The sequence below is a fragment of the Streptomyces sp. RLA012 genome (genome assembly GCF_056270325.1).
Map to the genome: position 1 here is coordinate 5284263 of NZ_JBWDPA010000002.1, position 17054 is coordinate 5301316.

The 17054-nt window shown below is 64.8% G+C and carries 18 protein-coding genes and 1 pseudogene; 2 read left to right on the plus strand and 17 right to left on the minus strand.

Annotated features, from left to right (window positions below; translation table 11 throughout):
* Positions 1–34: 34 nt before the first annotated feature.
* From RV986_RS24075 to RV986_RS24130, 12 genes and pseudogenes are all read right to left on the minus strand, one after another.
* Positions 35–1180 (minus strand): DUF3631 domain-containing protein, encoded by a 1146-nt coding sequence (locus RV986_RS24075; protein WP_475919384.1) that lies wholly within the window; start codon positions 1178–1180, stop codon positions 35–37.
* Positions 1177–1440, minus strand: coding sequence for a hypothetical protein (locus RV986_RS24080; RefSeq protein WP_475919385.1), 264 nt, complete (start codon positions 1438–1440; stop codon positions 1177–1179). Before RV986_RS24080 ends, RV986_RS24075 begins: the two co-directional genes overlap by 4 nt.
* A gap of 86 nt (positions 1441–1526) precedes the next feature.
* Entirely contained in the window at positions 1527–2438 is a 912-nt protein-coding gene (locus RV986_RS24085; RefSeq protein ID WP_475919386.1) for a bifunctional DNA primase/polymerase, read from the minus strand.
* An 89-nt stretch (positions 2439–2527) separates the two neighbouring features.
* Entirely contained in the window at positions 2528–2854 is a 327-nt protein-coding gene (locus tag RV986_RS24090) for a hypothetical protein (protein ID WP_475919387.1), read from the minus strand.
* A 19-nt stretch (positions 2855–2873) separates the two neighbouring features.
* Positions 2874–3353 carry a hypothetical protein gene (locus RV986_RS24095; protein ID WP_475919388.1) on the minus strand — a complete coding sequence of 160 codons (480 nt, stop codon included), beginning with the start codon at positions 3351–3353 and terminating at the stop codon, positions 2874–2876.
* A 16-nt stretch (positions 3354–3369) separates the two neighbouring features.
* Positions 3370–3564: a hypothetical protein gene (locus RV986_RS24100; protein WP_475919389.1), complete on the minus strand. Its 195-nt coding sequence runs from the start codon at positions 3562–3564 to the stop codon at positions 3370–3372.
* 18 nt (positions 3565–3582) lie between these two features.
* On the minus strand, positions 3583–3834 hold the full coding sequence (locus RV986_RS24105) for a hypothetical protein (RefSeq protein WP_475919390.1): 252 nt from the start codon (positions 3832–3834) through the stop codon (positions 3583–3585).
* 140 nt (positions 3835–3974) lie between these two features.
* Positions 3975–6209 (minus strand): cell division protein FtsK, encoded by a 2235-nt coding sequence (locus RV986_RS24110; RefSeq protein WP_475919391.1) that lies wholly within the window; start codon positions 6207–6209, stop codon positions 3975–3977.
* A 147-nt stretch (positions 6210–6356) separates the two neighbouring features.
* Positions 6357–7184 carry a phosphoadenosine phosphosulfate reductase gene (locus RV986_RS24115; protein WP_475919392.1) on the minus strand — a complete coding sequence of 276 codons (828 nt, stop codon included), beginning with the start codon at positions 7182–7184 and terminating at the stop codon, positions 6357–6359.
* Positions 7181–8045, minus strand: a pseudogene (locus RV986_RS24120) (protein spdB). The gene RV986_RS24115 and the pseudogene RV986_RS24120 overlap by 4 nt, the downstream one beginning before the upstream one ends.
* Entirely contained in the window at positions 8042–8203 is a 162-nt protein-coding gene (locus RV986_RS24125; protein WP_475919393.1) for a hypothetical protein, read from the minus strand. Before RV986_RS24125 ends, RV986_RS24120 begins: the two are co-directional and overlap by 4 nt.
* Positions 8200–8466 carry a DUF6284 family protein gene (locus RV986_RS24130; protein ID WP_475919394.1) on the minus strand — a complete coding sequence of 89 codons (267 nt, stop codon included), beginning with the start codon at positions 8464–8466 and terminating at the stop codon, positions 8200–8202. Before RV986_RS24130 ends, RV986_RS24125 begins: the two co-directional genes overlap by 4 nt.
* A 574-nt stretch (positions 8467–9040) precedes the next feature.
* Between RV986_RS24130 and RV986_RS24135 the strand changes: the two genes are divergently transcribed.
* On the plus strand, positions 9041–9436 hold the full coding sequence (locus RV986_RS24135) for a GntR family transcriptional regulator (protein ID WP_475919395.1): 396 nt from the start codon (positions 9041–9043) through the stop codon (positions 9434–9436).
* A gap of 216 nt (positions 9437–9652) precedes the next feature.
* Here RV986_RS24135 and RV986_RS24140 read toward each other — a convergent pair whose 3' ends face one another.
* From RV986_RS24140 to darT, 4 genes are all read right to left on the minus strand, one after another.
* Entirely contained in the window at positions 9653–10162 is a 510-nt protein-coding gene (locus tag RV986_RS24140; RefSeq protein WP_475919396.1) for a flavoprotein, read from the minus strand.
* 50 nt (positions 10163–10212) lie between these two features.
* Positions 10213–11448 carry a helix-turn-helix domain-containing protein gene (locus tag RV986_RS24145; protein ID WP_475919397.1) on the minus strand — a complete coding sequence of 412 codons (1236 nt, stop codon included), beginning with the start codon at positions 11446–11448 and terminating at the stop codon, positions 10213–10215.
* A 212-nt stretch (positions 11449–11660) separates the two neighbouring features.
* A complete protein-coding gene (gene darG, locus RV986_RS24150; RefSeq protein ID WP_475919398.1) occupies positions 11661–12752 on the minus strand; it encodes a type II toxin-antitoxin system antitoxin DNA ADP-ribosyl glycohydrolase DarG in 1092 nt (363 codons plus the stop codon).
* 11 nt (positions 12753–12763) lie between these two features.
* Positions 12764–13411 carry a type II toxin-antitoxin system toxin DNA ADP-ribosyl transferase DarT gene (gene darT, locus RV986_RS24155; protein ID WP_475919399.1) on the minus strand — a complete coding sequence of 216 codons (648 nt, stop codon included), beginning with the start codon at positions 13409–13411 and terminating at the stop codon, positions 12764–12766.
* 462 nt (positions 13412–13873) lie between these two features.
* On the opposite strand from darT, the gene RV986_RS24160 reads away from it, so the two are divergent.
* Positions 13874–14326 carry a hypothetical protein gene (locus RV986_RS24160; RefSeq protein WP_475919400.1) on the plus strand — a complete coding sequence of 151 codons (453 nt, stop codon included), beginning with the start codon at positions 13874–13876 and terminating at the stop codon, positions 14324–14326.
* Here the strand turns inward: RV986_RS24160 and RV986_RS24165 are convergent.
* On the minus strand, positions 14280–16907 hold the full coding sequence (locus tag RV986_RS24165) for a tetratricopeptide repeat protein (protein WP_475919401.1): 2628 nt from the start codon (positions 16905–16907) through the stop codon (positions 14280–14282). The genes RV986_RS24160 and RV986_RS24165 overlap by 47 nt on opposite strands.
* Between the last annotated feature and the right edge of the window lie 147 nt (positions 16908–17054).

Genomic DNA, 17054 nt, shown 5'->3' on the forward strand with positions numbered 1-17054 from the left:
CCGGGGCCGGTTGCCGCTACCCCGTTGTCGCTGGTCAGGCCAGGTTTTCGGTGCCGGGTAGCGGAGGTAGCGGAGTTTCCGGGGGTGGGGGGCAGTAGCGGGCCCACGCGTCGTGTAGATCGGTGGCGTAGTAGCCCTTTAGGACGCTTCCGGCGGTTTTGATGTTGCGGGAGGCGATCGGCTCGGTGTCCGCCGTCATGTACTCCGCGAGCATCTTCGACAGGCGCCGGTTGTCGAGCGGCTTACCGTGCAGATCGGCCCACGGGGCGTCATCGAGGGCGTTGAGCCGGTCCAGGATGGCGACGGTGGGCAGGCGGTCGATGCCGACCATGACGTGATCACGCAGATCAGTCAGCAGCCGAACCCCGAGGCTTCCTTTGTCGTTGGCCCGTGAGGCGGTCACCAGCGTCACGCATGCCGCGCGTGCCCGCTCGGGCCACTGTCCGCCGGCCGCATCGGCGATGGCGAGCAGGGATTCCCACACGTCCGCCGGCCGGTCGGAGACGCCGTCGGGCATCTCCGGCCATGCCCCCATGACGAACCCGCGTGCGTGTTCGGCCCATTGGGCGAGCCGGTCCCGCAACGCGTGCCCCTCCGCCTCGTGGAGGCGGGCGCGGAAGGCTTCCACGCGTTCGTTGCGGGCCCGCCGGCGCATCCGGATGATGATGGAGCGGGTCATGATCGTGTCGGGCAGGTTGCCGAGTCCGGCGACCGCGACCCCGCAGTACGAGGGGAAGGCCTGAACGGTCTGGTTGCCGCCGTCGCCGATGCACCGGTAGGTGACCCCGGTACGGCGGTGACCTGCGTTGAGGAACCCGCGCAACTCTTCGTTGTCGCCCGCCTTGGGCCCAAAGACCGTGTCGATTTCGTCAAACAGGATCGTGGGCCGGCCGTTCGGGTTGGACACGGACCGAAACAGAGCGGCAGCGGACGCGTTCACCGCCGTCATCGGCGCCGGTACGAGGGTCTCCACAACCTCCAGCGCCCGCGACTTCCCTGACCCCGGCTCCGGCGACAGGAACGCCAGACGTGGTGTCGAGTCGAAGCAGTCGAGCAGGTGGGCGTGCGCGTCCCACAGCGCCACGGCGACGTAAGCGGCCTCGTGGGGGAAGACGTTGAAGCGGCGGTGGAAGGCTTCCACCTCGTCGAGCAGCGCGGCGCCGTCGATGGTGTCGGTCATGCGGCGGCCTTCCCTTCCTGGGGGGTGCGGAGCGGGCAGGTGTCGCGATGTGCTTCGTGGTCGGCGATCAGGGCCCACACGTCGGCGTTTCCGGTGGCGTTGCGGTCACGGCCGCACGCGCACCACGAGTTCGCGGTGGGCACGGCGCGGTACGGGACGCGGATGGTCAGCCACGCGACGGGGTAGCGGCCGTCTCCGGTCTGCGGGTCAGGACGAACAGCAATGAGGACGCCTACGGCGACACCCTTCGGGTCGCCCACGGCCGGAGCGTCCACAGGCTGTGGAGCGTCCTGCGGACCGGTCGGGGGGTGGGTGATGCTCTTCAGAGGGGGATGCCGGCGGGCGCTCATGCCGCATCCCGGCGACGCTGGTTGTGGGCGATGGACCAGTCCAGTGCACTGCGCAGAGTGGAGCGGCACTCGGACGCTGACAGTCCGCCCGCCTCTCCCGCCTCCTGAAGAGCGTTCTCGACCACGTGTCGGGGGAGGTCGCCCCACGCGATGAACCGCCCCAAAGCTCGCGCTGCCCGGAACAACTTCGCCTCGCGTTCCCCGAGTTGGGCCCCCGCGATGCTGCGCGTCTCGTTGGCCAACGCAATGTCAGCGTATCGACTGGATTGCCCCGCTACGGCCACTGAGGGCGCCCGTACGGCCCTGGGGGCCGGTTTCAGGATGCTCAGCAGCCATCCGGGCGCAGGGGCCGCCACGGAGCCACCTATGGCTTCGTACGGTCCGGCGGGGGTGATGCTGCCCGCCGCGACCACGTAGCCGCCCCACGCCCGAGTGTCGACCAACGGGGCAATGGTGCCTGCCGTGTTGGCCAGCCGCACGCCCGCCGGCGCGGTGAAATACAGGTGCCTGCCGCCGCTCGCGGTCCGCGTCCGGTAGGTGTCGGGCACGGCGTGACCGGTGCGCTCGCAGAGCGCCTCAAAGGTCGCCACGCCGTCAGGCGTGCCCTCACTGCCCTTGTCCTGGTTCTTGGGTACGTCCAGGTCTACGACAACCAGCCGTGAAGGGCCGGTGGCGATGCCCACGTTGAACGGCCCGTGCGACCAGGCCGCACGGATACGGTCCGCATCGGTCGTGGCGCGCTGCTCCCACTTGGCGTGGCCGCTCGCGCACAGGCCGGTGCGGGGGCACGACCTCTCACCGTGCAGCGCGGGCCGCTTGCTGCCGACCCGGAGCGGGAAGACGTACCAACCGCGTTCGGCGGCCTCCAGCGCTGCGGACAGCAGCGCGGATGGGGGGTGATGAGTCATGCTGGATGCCTCCAACAGGTCTGTTGTGGACTGGTTGGCAAGGGCGGCCCCGGATCTTTGGCGAGACGAGGGGGCCGCCCTTGGCGTAGCTACTGGTCGTCGGCGGTGAGGCTGAGGGCGTACTGCTGGCGGACGTAGACGCGCGGGTCGCAGATCACGCCCGGCTGGTCGATGTCCATCAGGAACACGGCCGCCGCAACGGCGGTGTCGGTGACGTCGCCGGGGGTGTCGGGTTCGTCCAGCAGCGCGATGCGGTCGAGCAGCGCGGCCTTGCGCAGGTAGAAGTCCCGGTCCAGCGCGGTGAAGCACTCCAGGGCGGCGAGGGTGCGTGCCGTCCATCCGATCTCGCTGAGGATGCTGGGGGCGTCGGCGTACGCCTGCTCCGCTGTCGGCCAAGGGGTACGGATCTCGAACATGGGTCTCCTGTCTGGTTGTTCAGCCGTGGAAGTGGTTGCGCTTGATCACGGCCTTGCGGATGTGGAAGGTGTTGCCGCCGCTGTGGCCGCCGGCGGTGAAGATCTGTACGGCGATCCAGCCGCCGAAGATGACGGCGGCGAGGGCGATCAGTTGCGTGATGAACGCGGTCAGGGCCGCGATGAACGACGTGAGCAGCAGCAGTCCGCCGCATACGGCGAGGAACCCGACGCCGCCCAACGCGACGTTCACCGCCGTACGCGAGACGGCCGGCTTGGCCGCCAGGGGCTCGGGCTGCACGGGGCTGATCGCGTAGCCGGTGACGACCCGTCCGTCGGGCAGGACGATGCTCGCCACGGACGGGACGTGCCCCGGCTGCACGGGCATGAGCGGCGCGGTGTGCTGCACCGGGGCGAGGGGCGCGGGGTGGTGGACTTCCACGGCCGCCGCGTCACGCACGGCCGGGTGGTGCCAGTCGTAGGGCGTGGTGGGTTCGTTCATGTCCTGGTCTCCCTGTCTATCGGCCGGTGTCGGCGAGGGCGCCGGTGACGGCGGTGACGAGCTGGTTGACGGTGTCGCTCGCGTCGGTGGCGGCGAGGTAGAAGCCGAAGAGCGCGGCGACGACGGCCGCTCCGGCTCCGACGGCCTTGAAGCGCAGCAGCACGGCGAGCGCGGCGGCGAGCAGCAGCACGAGCGGAATGGTGACGACCATGGGTCCTCCGGGGTGGGCTCAGCGGGTGCCGGCGCGGTAGGTGCGCGCGGCGCGGTTGTAGATCCAGCGGCCGACGCGTATGCGCTTGCCGGTCGCCTTGCAGCGGCGGCAGTCACGGCCGCGCTTGAGGTGTCCCTTGCGGTCGGTCTTGAGTTCGTGGCCCATGCCACGGCACTTGCGGCAGTCGCCGAACGGGCTCAGCCAGCACTTACCGCCGTAACCGAGCGTGACAGCGAGTAGGCATGCGACAGCGAGGAGGGGAAGGTTCATCAGGGGCCTCTCAGGCGGGTTTTGAGGGTTTCCGCAGGTGGGCCGCTACTTGCTAGCGACCTGATCAGGTGCCGTTTTGGTCGCTAGCAGGGTCGCTTGCGCAAGCGACGGGCGATGCTTGCGCAAGCGACCCCGGAGAGCTATCCGGCATCCCGCTTTTCGTTGCGCTGTGTAATCGCGGTGGCGAGGTCCTCGCGCTTGATCCCGCGCTTGTTGACGGTCTTGCCGTCGATGCGGCGGCTGATCTGTTCGGTGGCCACGCCGTACGGCTTGAGCGCTGCGGTGAGTGCTTCCGCCTTCGGCTTGGCCTCCAGCTCGGCCCACGGCCCGTAAGTCTCGGGGCGCAGGTCGGCGAGGCGGTCGACGATGGTCTCCGACCACACCTTGACCTCGCCCTTGCCCAGCACCTGCGCGACGTCGTCCAGGACCGTCGCGGACACTTCCGGCGCCGGTGCCTCGCCGGCCGCGTCGCCGGACAGCGTGCCCTCGGCCTCCCGCAGCGCGGCAGCACGGGTGAGGATGCGCTCCGCGTCGCGGCCGTCGGCGAGGTACGTACGCACGATCCCGGCATCGTCGGACATGCCCTTGAGCAGGCCCACGCCCTTGTGGGACTTGAGCAGCTTGGACGCGTCCAGACCCTCGCTGTACGAACCGGCACCAAGGATCGTGTCCGACACCTGATAGGCGCCGACCCGCAGCGCGAACCGCGCCTGATGCTGGTCACGCAGCTCCGAGGGGCACGCCTTGTCGTCCGGCTTCTGCGTGGACGTCATCACGGACACCCCCACGGCCGGGGCGACCCGGGCGAGGTAGACCAGCAGCGACAAGATTTCCTTGCCGTGCTCGGGGTGCTGCAAGTACTCCTGCACCTCGTCCACCACGAACAGCGTGAGGGGCATGTTCAGCTTCTTGTCCCGGCTGATCTCCGGGGTGAGCTTGCCCTCCGGGCAGATGTGCAGCGGCAGTTCCGAGAGCCGGTGGTAGCGGTCCTCAACGTCTGCCTTCAACTCCCGCAGCGAGGTCAGCAGATGCCCCACCGGGTCGATGCCGTTCTTCGGGACGATGCCGAACCCGATCCGGTGCGCGACCAGCGCGAACTTGCGCCAGTCCGGCGACGCCTTCCCGTCAAACACGTACAACCTGACGTACGGATCAAGTGCGGCGGCGAGCGCGATGGTCCGCGCGGAGAACGTCTTGCCCTGCCGCGGGACGGCGCCGACCAGCAGCGACAGCCACAACATCGTGGCCATGACCGCGTTGCCGCGCTCGTCGACACCCCACGGGAACGGCTTCCAGAAGTCGACGCGGGTCGCCCCCAGCAGCGGCGACTTGCCGGACGGGACGGCGAGCGGGTCGCGGTCGGCGATCCAGTACGACACCCGCCGGTTGCTCGTCTCGTCCTTGTCCAGGAAGAGCTGAGTCGAGGCGATGTCCATCCCGGACGCGAGACGGCCGTGCGCCTTCAGCGCATCCCCGAACGTCCTACCAAACGGCAGGTCGACGATGACGCGCCACCCGTCGCCGTCGCGGCCGATCGGCCGCGGGAACGCGATGGACTGGTCTTTGCTGGTCAGACCCGCCGCTTCGTGGGCGCGGATGACGATGTCCGAGGACAGTCGCCGCTTGCGGAACGTCACCTTGGCCAGGTCGATCAGCGGCCGGTCGGCCGGCGCCCCGACCGCCCCGAGCGTGGTCGTCAGCGTCGCCACGGCCAGCAGCAACAGCCACGACGGCGCCATGACGTACAGGGTCAGCGTGGCGGCGAGACCGACCAGCGAGGCGATCGCAGCGACGATGCCCCGCAGCCGCACGCGGTCGTTGCGCTGCCGCGAGAGCTTCAGGTATTCGGCCGCGTCCTCGTTGGCCACGGAGGCCAGGCGCAGCCCCTTGCCCTCCGCGTCGAACACCCACCGGCCGATGGCCGTTGACCAGCGCCACGCGCCGCGCGGCGAGTACCACAGGATCTTCGGCGTGTAGATGCAGGGCAGGCGAACGGCGTGGTAGCCGATCACAGCCGAGTAGTGGCGCATGGCCCACTTGCGGACAGCCGTGCGCTGGTCGGGGAGCTTGACCCAGTCCGGCAGCACCGCAAGGCGCGTCTTGTCCTTGGCCTCCATCCACTCCGCGACGGAAGGCGGGTATACCTCGCGCGGCGGGTCGACCGGGGCCCCGTCGGTGAGTCCTTCGCCTTCCGGGTCGTCGGTGTCGGGGAGTTCGGCCTCCCACTCGCCCGGCTTCACGTCGCCCTCGGCAGGCTCCTCGGGGACGGCCGAGGGTGCGGGGGGCTTCTTGAGCGGGAACGGCAGCACGTCGGCCGTCCGCTCGTCGGTGCCCTCCGGCTCGCCGGGGGGCGGGAACACGGGATTCTCAGTCACGATGTACGTACTCCTTCGGGAGTCGAAGGGTCCGGCCGGCTTGCTGTGGAGGCGGACGGCCGGACCCGTGTCGTGTGGTTCGTGCGTGCCCCGGGCCGGATTCGATCCGGCGCCTTCACGGCCTGAATGCCGGGGCTGTTTGCCTGCTCAGGTCATGCACCAGCCGGAGTCACAGCCGGAGTCCCATTCGTCGAACGGCAGGGTGTCGACGCCGTCCGGGATGGCCTTGCGCAGGGGCTTGTTGAAGCGGGTCAGCCACACGTGGTCTTTGCCGAGTTCGTCACGGCGGCGGTTGAGTAGTTCTTCGAGCTGGCACGCCTTCTCGAACAGCTCCGGCTCGTCGCGGCGCATGTCGTGCCAGGTCTCGGGCCGGTGGAACGGGCAGAACCAGCACGACGATTTCGGCGGTACCGGCAGACCCGCGGAGCGGATGATCCGTGCGCAGTCGATGCGGCGGATCCCGCGTTCCAGCAGCGGGTATTCGATGCGCTCGTGTGGCTCACAGCGCCGCTTGTTGGCGCGCTGGATCTCATCGAGGCTGATGCCGATCCCGACCGTGGCCGGCGCGTCCTTCGTGGCGCCGCGGCGTTTGAGTTCGTCCCCGACGACCTTGATTTTGAACTGGGCCGTGCACGAGCGGGTGCCGGGGGCCCCGTTCGACATCCGCACCGGGATCTTCAGTGACCGTGAACCCTCGCGGGTGAGGTCCTGATACAGGGTGCGGGTCTCACCGGAGCGCTTCATGATGCGGTCCAGCACGACCAGCTCGATGCCGTGCTCTTGGGCGTAGGGGATGGCGTACTGCTTCAGATAGGCGAGGGTGCCGGGGTGCTCGGAGTCGTCCCCGACGTTCGCCATCAGGAACGTGCGGTAGTCCAGCTCGCCGGTGGCCGCGAGGACCAGGGCGGCGGTGGACTGCACGCCCCCGCCGAAGCTGAACGACTTCACCGGCTGCGTGACCGGGGCCCCGTTCATGCGGCAATCCGCTTCCACGCGGCCCTGAGCCGTACTTCGGATGCGGAGTGGCCAGCTGTACGGAAGCGGACGGCCATCTCCCGGTAGGACAGGGCGGGCACCTCGCTGTGCCGGATCTCGTCGACCAGCGCGTCAAGGGCCGTGTCGGTGAGTGCGGGGGCGGCTTCCAGTCGGAGGGCTGCGACGGGCTCGTTGGGGCCCCACACCGGGAGTTCCCAGCGGGGTGTGACGTGGGGTGTGACGCGGCTCGTCACGCTGGTGAGCGCCCTGCCGGTGTCCTCGCCCTCACGCGCTGATTCCAGCGTCGACCACGCTCGCGACAGGCTCTGTGCGGTCTTGGCCTGGACGCGGGCGACGCGGGCACCGGCCTGCGTCACGGCCGTGAGCCGGGTCTCCTCCGTGGACGCTTCGGCACGCAGCCGAGCACGGGCCACGGCCGCTTCGTCGCGCGCTTCCTGCTGGATTCCCCGGATCGCACCGAGCGCGTTCGAGGTGAGCGCGGTGCGCTCCCACAGTCCGTGGACCAACCACAGGGCCTTCGCCGCGATCGGCAACCAGGCCACCGCCAGCCACGCGCCCGTGTTCTCCTCACCGGTAAGGGCGTGAGCGATCAGAACGGCGGTCGCGACCAGACCGAACGACCAGCCCACCGCGGTCACGCCGTGGCTGTGGTCGCCCTGCGCTGCCAACCGGCGCTCATAGGCGAGGGTGGCAAGCCAACCGCCCGTCGATCCCCAGACCGACGACCAGAGCGACCGGCCACGGCATCGCCGTGCCCAGCCACATCACGACCACAGCCAGCGTCAGGACCATGGACACCGCCGTCATCGCGACGGCAGGCAGTGCGGTCTTGGCGTTCATGCCACACCCCCGAGAGCGAGCAGCGCGGCGAGCACGAGCAGGGCACCGCCGGTCATGGTGAAATCGACCGCGCGACGCAGGCCGGTCTTGGTGTCGGTCCGCGCGATCTCCGCTTTCACCTCCGCGTGAGCGGCGGCGAGAGTCTGAGGGGTGCTCATGCAGACACCCCCGGAATGCGGATCGTGCCCAGGTTGGCCGCCGCGAGGCGGGCGGCCAGCACCTTGCGACGGGCCCGCCGGATACGCCGCGCGTCCACCTCGTTCGGGGTGCGGTCCAGCGCGATGATCTGCGCGTCCAGCAACTCGACTTCCGCCCGGATCACGGGCATCTCGTACGCGATCGCGTCCAGCTCCACGGCCGTCGGCTCGCGGTCGAAAACGTCGGCGGTAACAACCGCCTGATCAGCAGCGATGTGCTTCATGGGTCGTGGTTCCTCTCACAGGGTGAACGGCCCGAACAGCGGCCCCGGTGTTCGAGCACCGGGGCCGCGCGCCGTTGAAGTCGGAACATCCGGCTCCCTGCCACTCCGCCCGTACGACCACCGCAACAAGCGGACCCGGACGGGCGGAGGAGGCAACCGGCCGCAACGCGTTGGCTGCGGAAGTCAGGCAGACGCGGAAGGCGTTGCCGTCGTGCTGGTCAGGCGCAACGGCGCCGAACGATGTCGTCGGTACATCGGCGTCTCCTCTCTGCGTGAACGGATGCGGTGGTGCACTGCAAGGGGGACCTAGTCCCCACACGCCGGCCGTTGCTCGCGGTCACCGGGCCACCTCGCCAGTACGGGCCGAAACCCTGTTCCACCTGGCCTTTAGCGGGATTGCAGCGTCCCCGCCCTCTGCGAATTCGTGCAGGTCAAGCACTTGCGAACACAGCCGGTGAAGCCCTTTCGGGCCCGCCACGCTGTCGTGACTTCAGATTGACCTAGGTCAATCTGACTGTCAAGGAGGTACGCGGAAGGATCTGAGATTGACCTAGGTCCGGTTACTCTCGATGCCATGGACCAGAGCCCTGAAGCGCCAAAGCAGACGCCTACGGCCAAGGAGATTGCGGCGGAGTTCCGCGAGAAGATCGTGGGCCCCGATCGCGAGTACGGGCCGGGGGACCAGCTCCCAGCCGCTCGCAAGCTCGCCAAGGAACTTGGCGTGCAACTCATGACTGTTCAGAGCGCGTTCGGCCAGCTTCGTGACGAGGGACTGGTTCTCACTCAGCAGGGCCGCGGAACGTTCGTCCGCGATCCTGCTGTGCCCCTCGGCACCGAGCCGGGCAGTAGCCCCGCGTTCAGCGCGTTGGCGGCAGAGCTCAGCACGATTCATGACGCCCTCCACTTGCTCGGGGAGCGTCTAGATCGGCTTGAGCGGCTCGTGGGCAGCGAGACTCCACCATCGCCGTGAGTTCGTCCGCGCGCTTCAGGAGTCGTTCGACCTTGACGCGCGCCTCGCTCAAACTCGCTTTGATCAAAGCGAGTTCAGCAGGAGTCATGCCTTCCAGCTCGCCGCTTCGCTCATTGATCCCTGACATGCCAATGAGCATGCAGCCGGGAACGGCAGAGGACCCGGACAGACTGTCCGGGTCCTCTTTCCTTGCAGGTCAGGAGAGTTGACGACTCGTCATCGGGTGGCCTCATCGACCGTGTCGAGCACGGTTGACCACGGGAGTGTGCGCCCCGTCGGCGCATCCCGCGGCTCATACAGCGGCCACACGTCCGAACCCTGGACGACGTGCACACCTCCGGCACGAAGGGTGTCGATGTGGCGCTGCCACGCCGGGTGGCGAGCATGCGCCGCGTTCACCCGAGGGAAGACGACGACGGGCAAACCGAGGGTGCCGATTGCCTCTCCCACCTGCGTCAGTGCCTGGTTGTCCATCAGGCCAGTCGCGAGCTTGGCAACCATGTTGGCTGACGCGGGGGCGACCACGTAGCAGTCAACCGGCGGGTGTGGTCGGGCCTCGCCGGGCAACCGCGGCTCATCGCGCACGGGTAGACCGGTCAGCTTCTCCAGCCGCTCGACCTCGCCGCTCATCCGTAGCCATTGACCTGCGGTCGGCGTCAGAGTGACGGCCACCTGCCATCCACGGTCCATCGCGGGCTCAACCAAACCGGTGCGCAGCGCTTCCACACCTCCGGCGGCTGACCCGACGACTCCCAGCACTCCGCGCCTGCCTGAGCTCACTGCACCGCCCTGCACCGTTGAGCCATCACGAACACCTCGGACGAACGCGAGCCACCCGTTACCGGAGACTGCTTGACCAGGTCTCGCAGCGTCTCACGCACTCTGGGATTGTTGCGTACGAGCTGCGGTGATGTGCGCTCGGCAGTGCGAAGCTCCGCGAATGCCTCATCGCCCTGCCCGCTTAGCGACAGAGCGCGCGCGAAGTCGATTCGGTGCGACACGCTTCGTTCTTGCGGCATGTGGTCGACATTGATTCGGCCGTGTTCCACCACGTACGACACGTTGTCGAGATCCAGCTCAACGGACAGCCGGTGAAGCAGAACATTCGTGGGACCAAAGCCGGTCTGCCAGTAGTTTTCATCCGACCCGAGGTCGTCCGCGAGTTCCTCGGCTCGGTCCAACAGGCCCGTTGCGGCCGGCCGGTCCTGATGACGTGCCGCTGCCACGGCGGCTCTCAGATGGATCATCCCCAGCAGACTCAGCGCCGCCGGGTCATTGTCTGCCACCCGAGACGACAGCCATGCGGCGGCCGTGTTGCCCAGCTCCAACGCCTCGTCATACCGGCCGTTGGCCAGCAAGGCGTGTGTGCCGGACCGTGCGGCCGACGCCAGTACAAGCGGGTCGTCCGACTCGTCCGCGGCACGCATCGCGCGCTCGGCAGCGAGCCATGAGATGTCCGATTCGCCGATCTTCGCGAGCGTCGTCGCAGCGAGGTGGTGAGTGCGAGCCGACACGGCCCAGCAGTCGCTACGGTCCTCGCCGCGCCGTGCCGCTCGCTCCTCCAGCTCCTGTGCGGTCTGAAGGAGTGCGGGCAGCGCGGCGATGACGCTGCCGAGCCGACCACCCTGGTAGTCGTTCCATGCATGCTCCACACGCACGGCCGCGGGTGCAGGCGTAGGGAGCTGTGTCTCAACCTCAGGGCCGAAGAGCAGACGAGACAGCCTGCGCGGGCTCATGAGCGCGTCGCGCACGGCCGGAACGTCGTCGTGCTGCCTCTCGTCCTCCATGAGCACGGTCTGACCGAGTAGATCCCCGAGGGGAACGCGCAGGATGCGCGACAGCTCCGCGAGCATGTCAATACGAGGCGGCTTCCGGCGACCCGTTTCGATCTTCGCCAACCAGTCGGTGCTGTAGCCGACCAGCCCAGCCAGAACCTCTTGCGTGTAGCCGCGGCGCTTGCGGTAGAACGCGATCCGCTCGCCGATGCTGAGGTGATCTCCGAGACCACGCATTGCGTGCTGCCTCCTGCTGGTTGGGGGCCGGTTTCACGGTACAGAGCCCATGGCGAGGCGGGTAGTTCGCCTTGCTCGCCATCGGAGCCAGTACGAGCGTGACAGGCCCCAAGCAAAGAGACCCGGACACAGTGTCCGGGTCTCTGATCTCGTGTTTTCGGGCTCTCCGGCGCGCAACGCGGAAGCCCGCGTCACAGCTTGCCTGAGGCTACTCAGACAGAGAGTGCGTCCAAGTGCTTCGCTTGCAGACGTTTCCAGGCAACCGAAACGTGCCGATCAGTAAAAATCTCCGCCTTGCGACGACTCCACTTCTGGAGCGTGTCAATGACAGCGCTTTGTGGGGCGTCAGTCCCAAGTTCATGAATGACCCAATGCGTCGTGCACAGCAGTTCAAGGCCATATGGAGAAGCAAATCCATCGATCAGCTCAAGGACCTTATCGATAGATTCCTTTAGCTGTACGTCGTGATGCTCTTCGATCCAGGAATCCGCAGAAGCTTTCGCATCCCGCGTGAGCGCGATGGGGTGAAAGTCGAGTACGCGCTGAGTTCGGTCCCCATATCCCCGAACCAAATGACCCTCCATCCGCTGAAGCTGATGATTCAGGTTTTCGGCGTAGGGGCCGTATTGCGCTTTCTGATACTGGAGACGCATAGGTGTTCCGACAGCCTGAAGCAGATACATAAGCTTCTGGAGTTCGAGTAGCGATGCCCCGTTAGGGGCTTCTACGCGCTCTGACTTTGCCTGCTCGACGTAGCCACTCAACAGAGCTACGAGTGCGGCCCTTCCTCGGGTCATGTTTGGCGCACTCGTACGGACCGGCATCAAATCAGGCGCCGGGGCACCTGCTGGGGGGAATAGCAACACCTTGACCGATGGCAGAGGCTCGAAAGCAGCGTGAATCATGGGACGGACATCGTCCCAATCGAGGCCCCCATTTCCGCAACCCAAAGCGGGAATTGCAACGGACTCAATGTTGCACTTCTTTATTACTTCAACTAGTGCGTCGAGACCTGCTTGAATGTCTTCGATGCGCGACTTGCCGCGCCAGTGACGCTTTGTTGGGAAATTCAGGACGTACCGTCGGGGGCCAAGATGGTGAGCGTCATGAACGAAAATTTCACCGACCCTGACTTCCCCTCGGTCACAGGCAGCCTTGTACTGCTTGAAGTTCTCGGGGAAAGCTTGTTTAATCTGGAGGGCAATACCCTTCCCCATGACGCCAACAGTATTAACAGTGTTGACGATGGCTTCCGCGTCCGCTTCAAGCAGGTTTCCTTGCGATTCCTGGATCACCGTCGCCACCCCTCCACTCATTAGTAGTACCACTCAGGATACACCATCACGGGAATTGAGACACCGTGTCCAGCGAGAATATTTCGAGCTTCACTGGCTCGGTTTTCATTGTGGACAACTATTGAAGCCACGAGAGAGATTGGGAAGAAATCGTGTACTAGGTACTCAGCCTGGCGTCGACTTGCCCGGTTCGGGTCTTCAGGTATGTCGTTCCACCACTTCTGAGTCATCAGTGGCCAGTCAATCAGCTTCTCGCAAAGCTCGACATCATCGGAGTGAAAATCGACGAACGTGGCTCCCGCGTTCCCTTCAGTGAATACGGCAGGAAGACCGGAATTCCTTGCGGCAGTTAGGGTCGACGTCAAGTACAGAACTGGCTCTTGACCCTCCCGATAGGTTGGTACGTTGCCGTAATTAATAGAAGCAAGCATGGGGGACCGGTAACAAAAATAGAATGGGACATAATCTGCGGGGGTGCCGCCGGGGCCACAGTCGACTGAGGTCGTACGTCGACGCTGCTTAATTCCGGGCATTCCAATATCCGTGTCGGTAAGATTTTTTCGGGCAGAAGAATTGTCGCTAAACAGCCCCCCTTGGTCGAGAATCTTTGGAAGGTTCCGAATATGCGTGATGTGATAAATTGGCCTATTGGGTACCAAATTTGGCACTTCTGCGGCTCCTTTGGCCAACTGTCCGCCATGGCCGGATCAGTCTACTACCTGGAGTGCAAATCTGGTCACAGTCCGCGATAACCCACCCAAGTAGAAACTTGGCGGATCATAACGGCACTGAGTCGTCGTGGGCAGGGGGCGGCAGGCAAGGCACCTGTGCAGCAAAGTACTTGATGGCTCTGACATCGCTCCGGTTCGAGGAGCCCGGAAGGTCGCTGCGTTGGCGAACGGCGCCGTCCTGGGGTCGTCTCACGGTCACTACGTACGCCTGACGACGACCACCACCAACGGGGTTCAGCTCTCCTAGGTGCCGGCCCCCGTCCGAAGCGCTGGAGGGGGGCCAAACATGGCAGTCAGAGGGGGACTCTCATGGACAGTGACGGACGACCACTCCGCTGAGAGCACGGGCCGAACCTCGCCCAAGAGACGTCACGAGGGGCCCTGATCGCGTTCTATGCGATGGACTGCTACCGCCTGGTCGGAGAGGACAAGCTCGAGCGCACGCTCGCCGAAGAGGGGCTGAGAGCGGGGACAGACTTCGACGGCACCGAGCTCTCACCGATACGCAACGCCGACCCCCGCGTCACGCTGGGGGTAGCGGCGGCCCGTGAGGGCGACTTGGAACAGGCTCTCACCATGGGCGAGCGGGCCCTCGAAAGTGACCGACGGTCAGTGCCGTCGCTCATCATGACGAGTCGCGAACTCGCTGCCGAGATGAAGCGTCGTTATGTAGGTGAGCCCGCGGCTCATGAGTACCTTGCACGGCTACAGGCACTCGGGCAGGAGAAACCCGGCTTTTTTGCCACAATAGCCGGGAAAGCATTTAAAAAGGTCGGTAACAATCAACACGCGGGACAAGAAATCGTCACCAAGGGGAAGCAACACTTCCATCAGAGTCAAGTCCGAACTTGAGAATCTGCGGCCATGGCTCCACCGACCCCATGCTACGAGCGAACTCAATGAGCAAGTAGCTATCTCCTCCATCAGCAGCTTGCCGCGCGTATGCTTGAGTCTCCCCGGATAATTTCGAGGTCATCAGCGAAATCAAAAGCGATGTGGATTCCGTGGCACCTGCCTGCTCAATCGCGTAACGAAGAAGGGAATTAGCCCGGTCACCGTTATCATTGGCTAGCAAGTGCTCTGCAAGCTGTGAAATGGCGAAGAAGTTGCCTTGATCAGCCGATTCCCTAGCTAGCGCTTCGGCGCGCTCCACATCACCGCACCTCTCATACATTCGCACTACATACCAAACCGCTTCCGCATCCCCATGACTCAGCACCTCAGAATAGAGACTTTCGGCTTTTTCTAGGTTTCCGTCTTCCTCTTCAAGCAAAGCAAGCTCTCTTAGAGCGTACGAGTCAATGTGTTCAGCCGCTTGCAAGAATATCTGCTTGGCCTCCTCGCGTTGGCCAGCCAGCTTGCGCATTACTCCAAGTTCGACAAACGAAAAAACGTCACCCATCTCAGACGCCAGCCCGAAAAATCGCTCGGCTGCCTCGAAGTCTCCGTCTTCGCGACTCTCCAGCCCCAAAGTAAAAAGTGCTTCATCGTCTTCTGTCTCTACCAAAACAGAAATTAGCTCGTCAACAGCACCAGCATCTCCGAGCTTCACTTTCAATCTGAGCAAGTCTGTCACCGCATCAGGGCTTCCCGCTTCGGCGGCAAGCCAAAAAATGCGCTCAGCTTCGGCCAGGTCGCCTCTTCCTTTGCGCATCCTGGCTACCTCCCAAAGAGCAGTTGGGTAACCGGCGGCCGCAGCCTCCTCCGCGAATCGCATGGCCTCAGCATGGTCGCCGTTCTGCTCACACCATCTTGCCGCGTCACGTAGCGCAAAGAGATCTCCGGCTTTCACCGCAGCGAGTGTAAGACGCTCCCTAGATTCGGCGTCTTCTGCCTGCTCCCGCAGAAACGCCAACCACCTCAGCGCCTCGGTGCTACCCATTTCTGCCGCCTTAGAGTACAAATCAGCAGCGACCCTTTTCCGCCATCGTTCCCGCGCCGAGGCGGCAATCGACATCAACTCTTCGACGGACTCAAGCGTTTCTCTCGCGGCGCTCCAGAACCTCTGTGGTGGAACACGGTATTTGCGAATGTCCCGAGCATATTGATCCAGATAGTCCGCTAGGCGGACCACACCGGGTTGCGCACCCATACCGCTGTCATTCGGAACATCTTGCAGAGCAGAAGCCACACCCTTGATCTTCGTACGAGCGTAAGCCAGAGCATCAGTGAACCACGTTGCTGGGTCTGCCGAAGCGCGCTCTTCAGGCGTCAAATATGCCGGAGTAGCAGTTTCCAAAAAATGCAAAGAAAGCGGCCCGGACATTCCCAGACGGCGCGCATCCATAGCGGCCGTAATCACGGCCTTTCCATATGGACCACTTGCCCCAGAGGGGTGTTCATAATGGTCGACCAAGTTTGGAGCCGCTGCCAGGAATTGCGTGACGGAACCAGAGGCGGTACCGAGAACCGCTGACAGCGATGCGTCCTTTGACGCGCGCGCCCTAACCTCCTCAAGTGCAGCATCAGAGAAGGAGGCAGGAACGTCAATTCTAAATTCCTGAGAAAACAGCTCACGGGCGTGATGATGCGAGTCCTCTTGACCCGGTGATGGAGTCACTGTGAGCTCTCTGTGATACTCGGGCCAGAACGTCGCAATAACTAGCGCGGGTCCAGGATCCTCAAGGTGTCGGCGCAATGCTGCGGCCGCAGCTTCACCGTACTTTCCGTAAAAGAAGTTTTGCGCTTCATTAAGCCAAAGAATCGTGCTGCACTCGAATGCGCCGGCAGCGAGAACAGCTAGTAAGCTATCTGCATCTTTAGGGAAAACAAGATCCCACTCGGGAAGGACGGCCTTCACCGCCTCGTACGCGGTTCTGGTTTTGCCCGTGCATGAACTCCCCCTAATGACAACTAATCCCTTATTCTCCCCTTCCGCCAGCAATGCGAGGTACTGGCGAACACTTGAATCATGCGGGCGTTCGATGTACGTCGGGAGGACGAAAAGACTAGACGTTTTGCCTCGCTCATCCCCAACGGCTGGATGTACACCCAATTGCTGAGGCGTCCAAGACGCCATGCGGCGCGGCTTATCCGGCAGAGCAGCGAACCGCTCTTTTGCCGCGTTAGCCGCAAGAATGCTACGGGCGCGGGCCCGGTTGACATCATCACGCGTACTTCGCGCACGCTGCGCTGCTTCTGCTTGATGCGCGTTACGCCAGCGACGCTCATCAAGCAGAGAGGCCACCGTGGGATCACCGAGGAGCTCTCTCGTCTGCGCTTCCTCACGCAAGGCGTCGACGACAACCAGAATCTCGTCGACCCGTTGGGGGAAGCGTTTCCCTCGCAACCACTGTCCGACGGTCGTCGGAGAGACATTCGCCCTCCTGGCCAGGGCCCTGTCGGCGGGCCGACCGTCCAGCTTGTCGTTCCTAAGGACTGCAAGATCTCGCAGTTCGGCAAGGAACGCGGAGCCTTCCTCCTCGCTGGGCACCGACCCCTCCTCTCGTCAGCAGGCTGGCCGTCTCTGTCCAGGTTTGGCTCCTTGGACAGGGGAAGCTTAAGCCGCTCAGCTGCACTGATGTGGCCTTGCTGTCCAAGTCAGTGCAGAAGGCTGCTGGACACTGCCCGCTACAGCGAC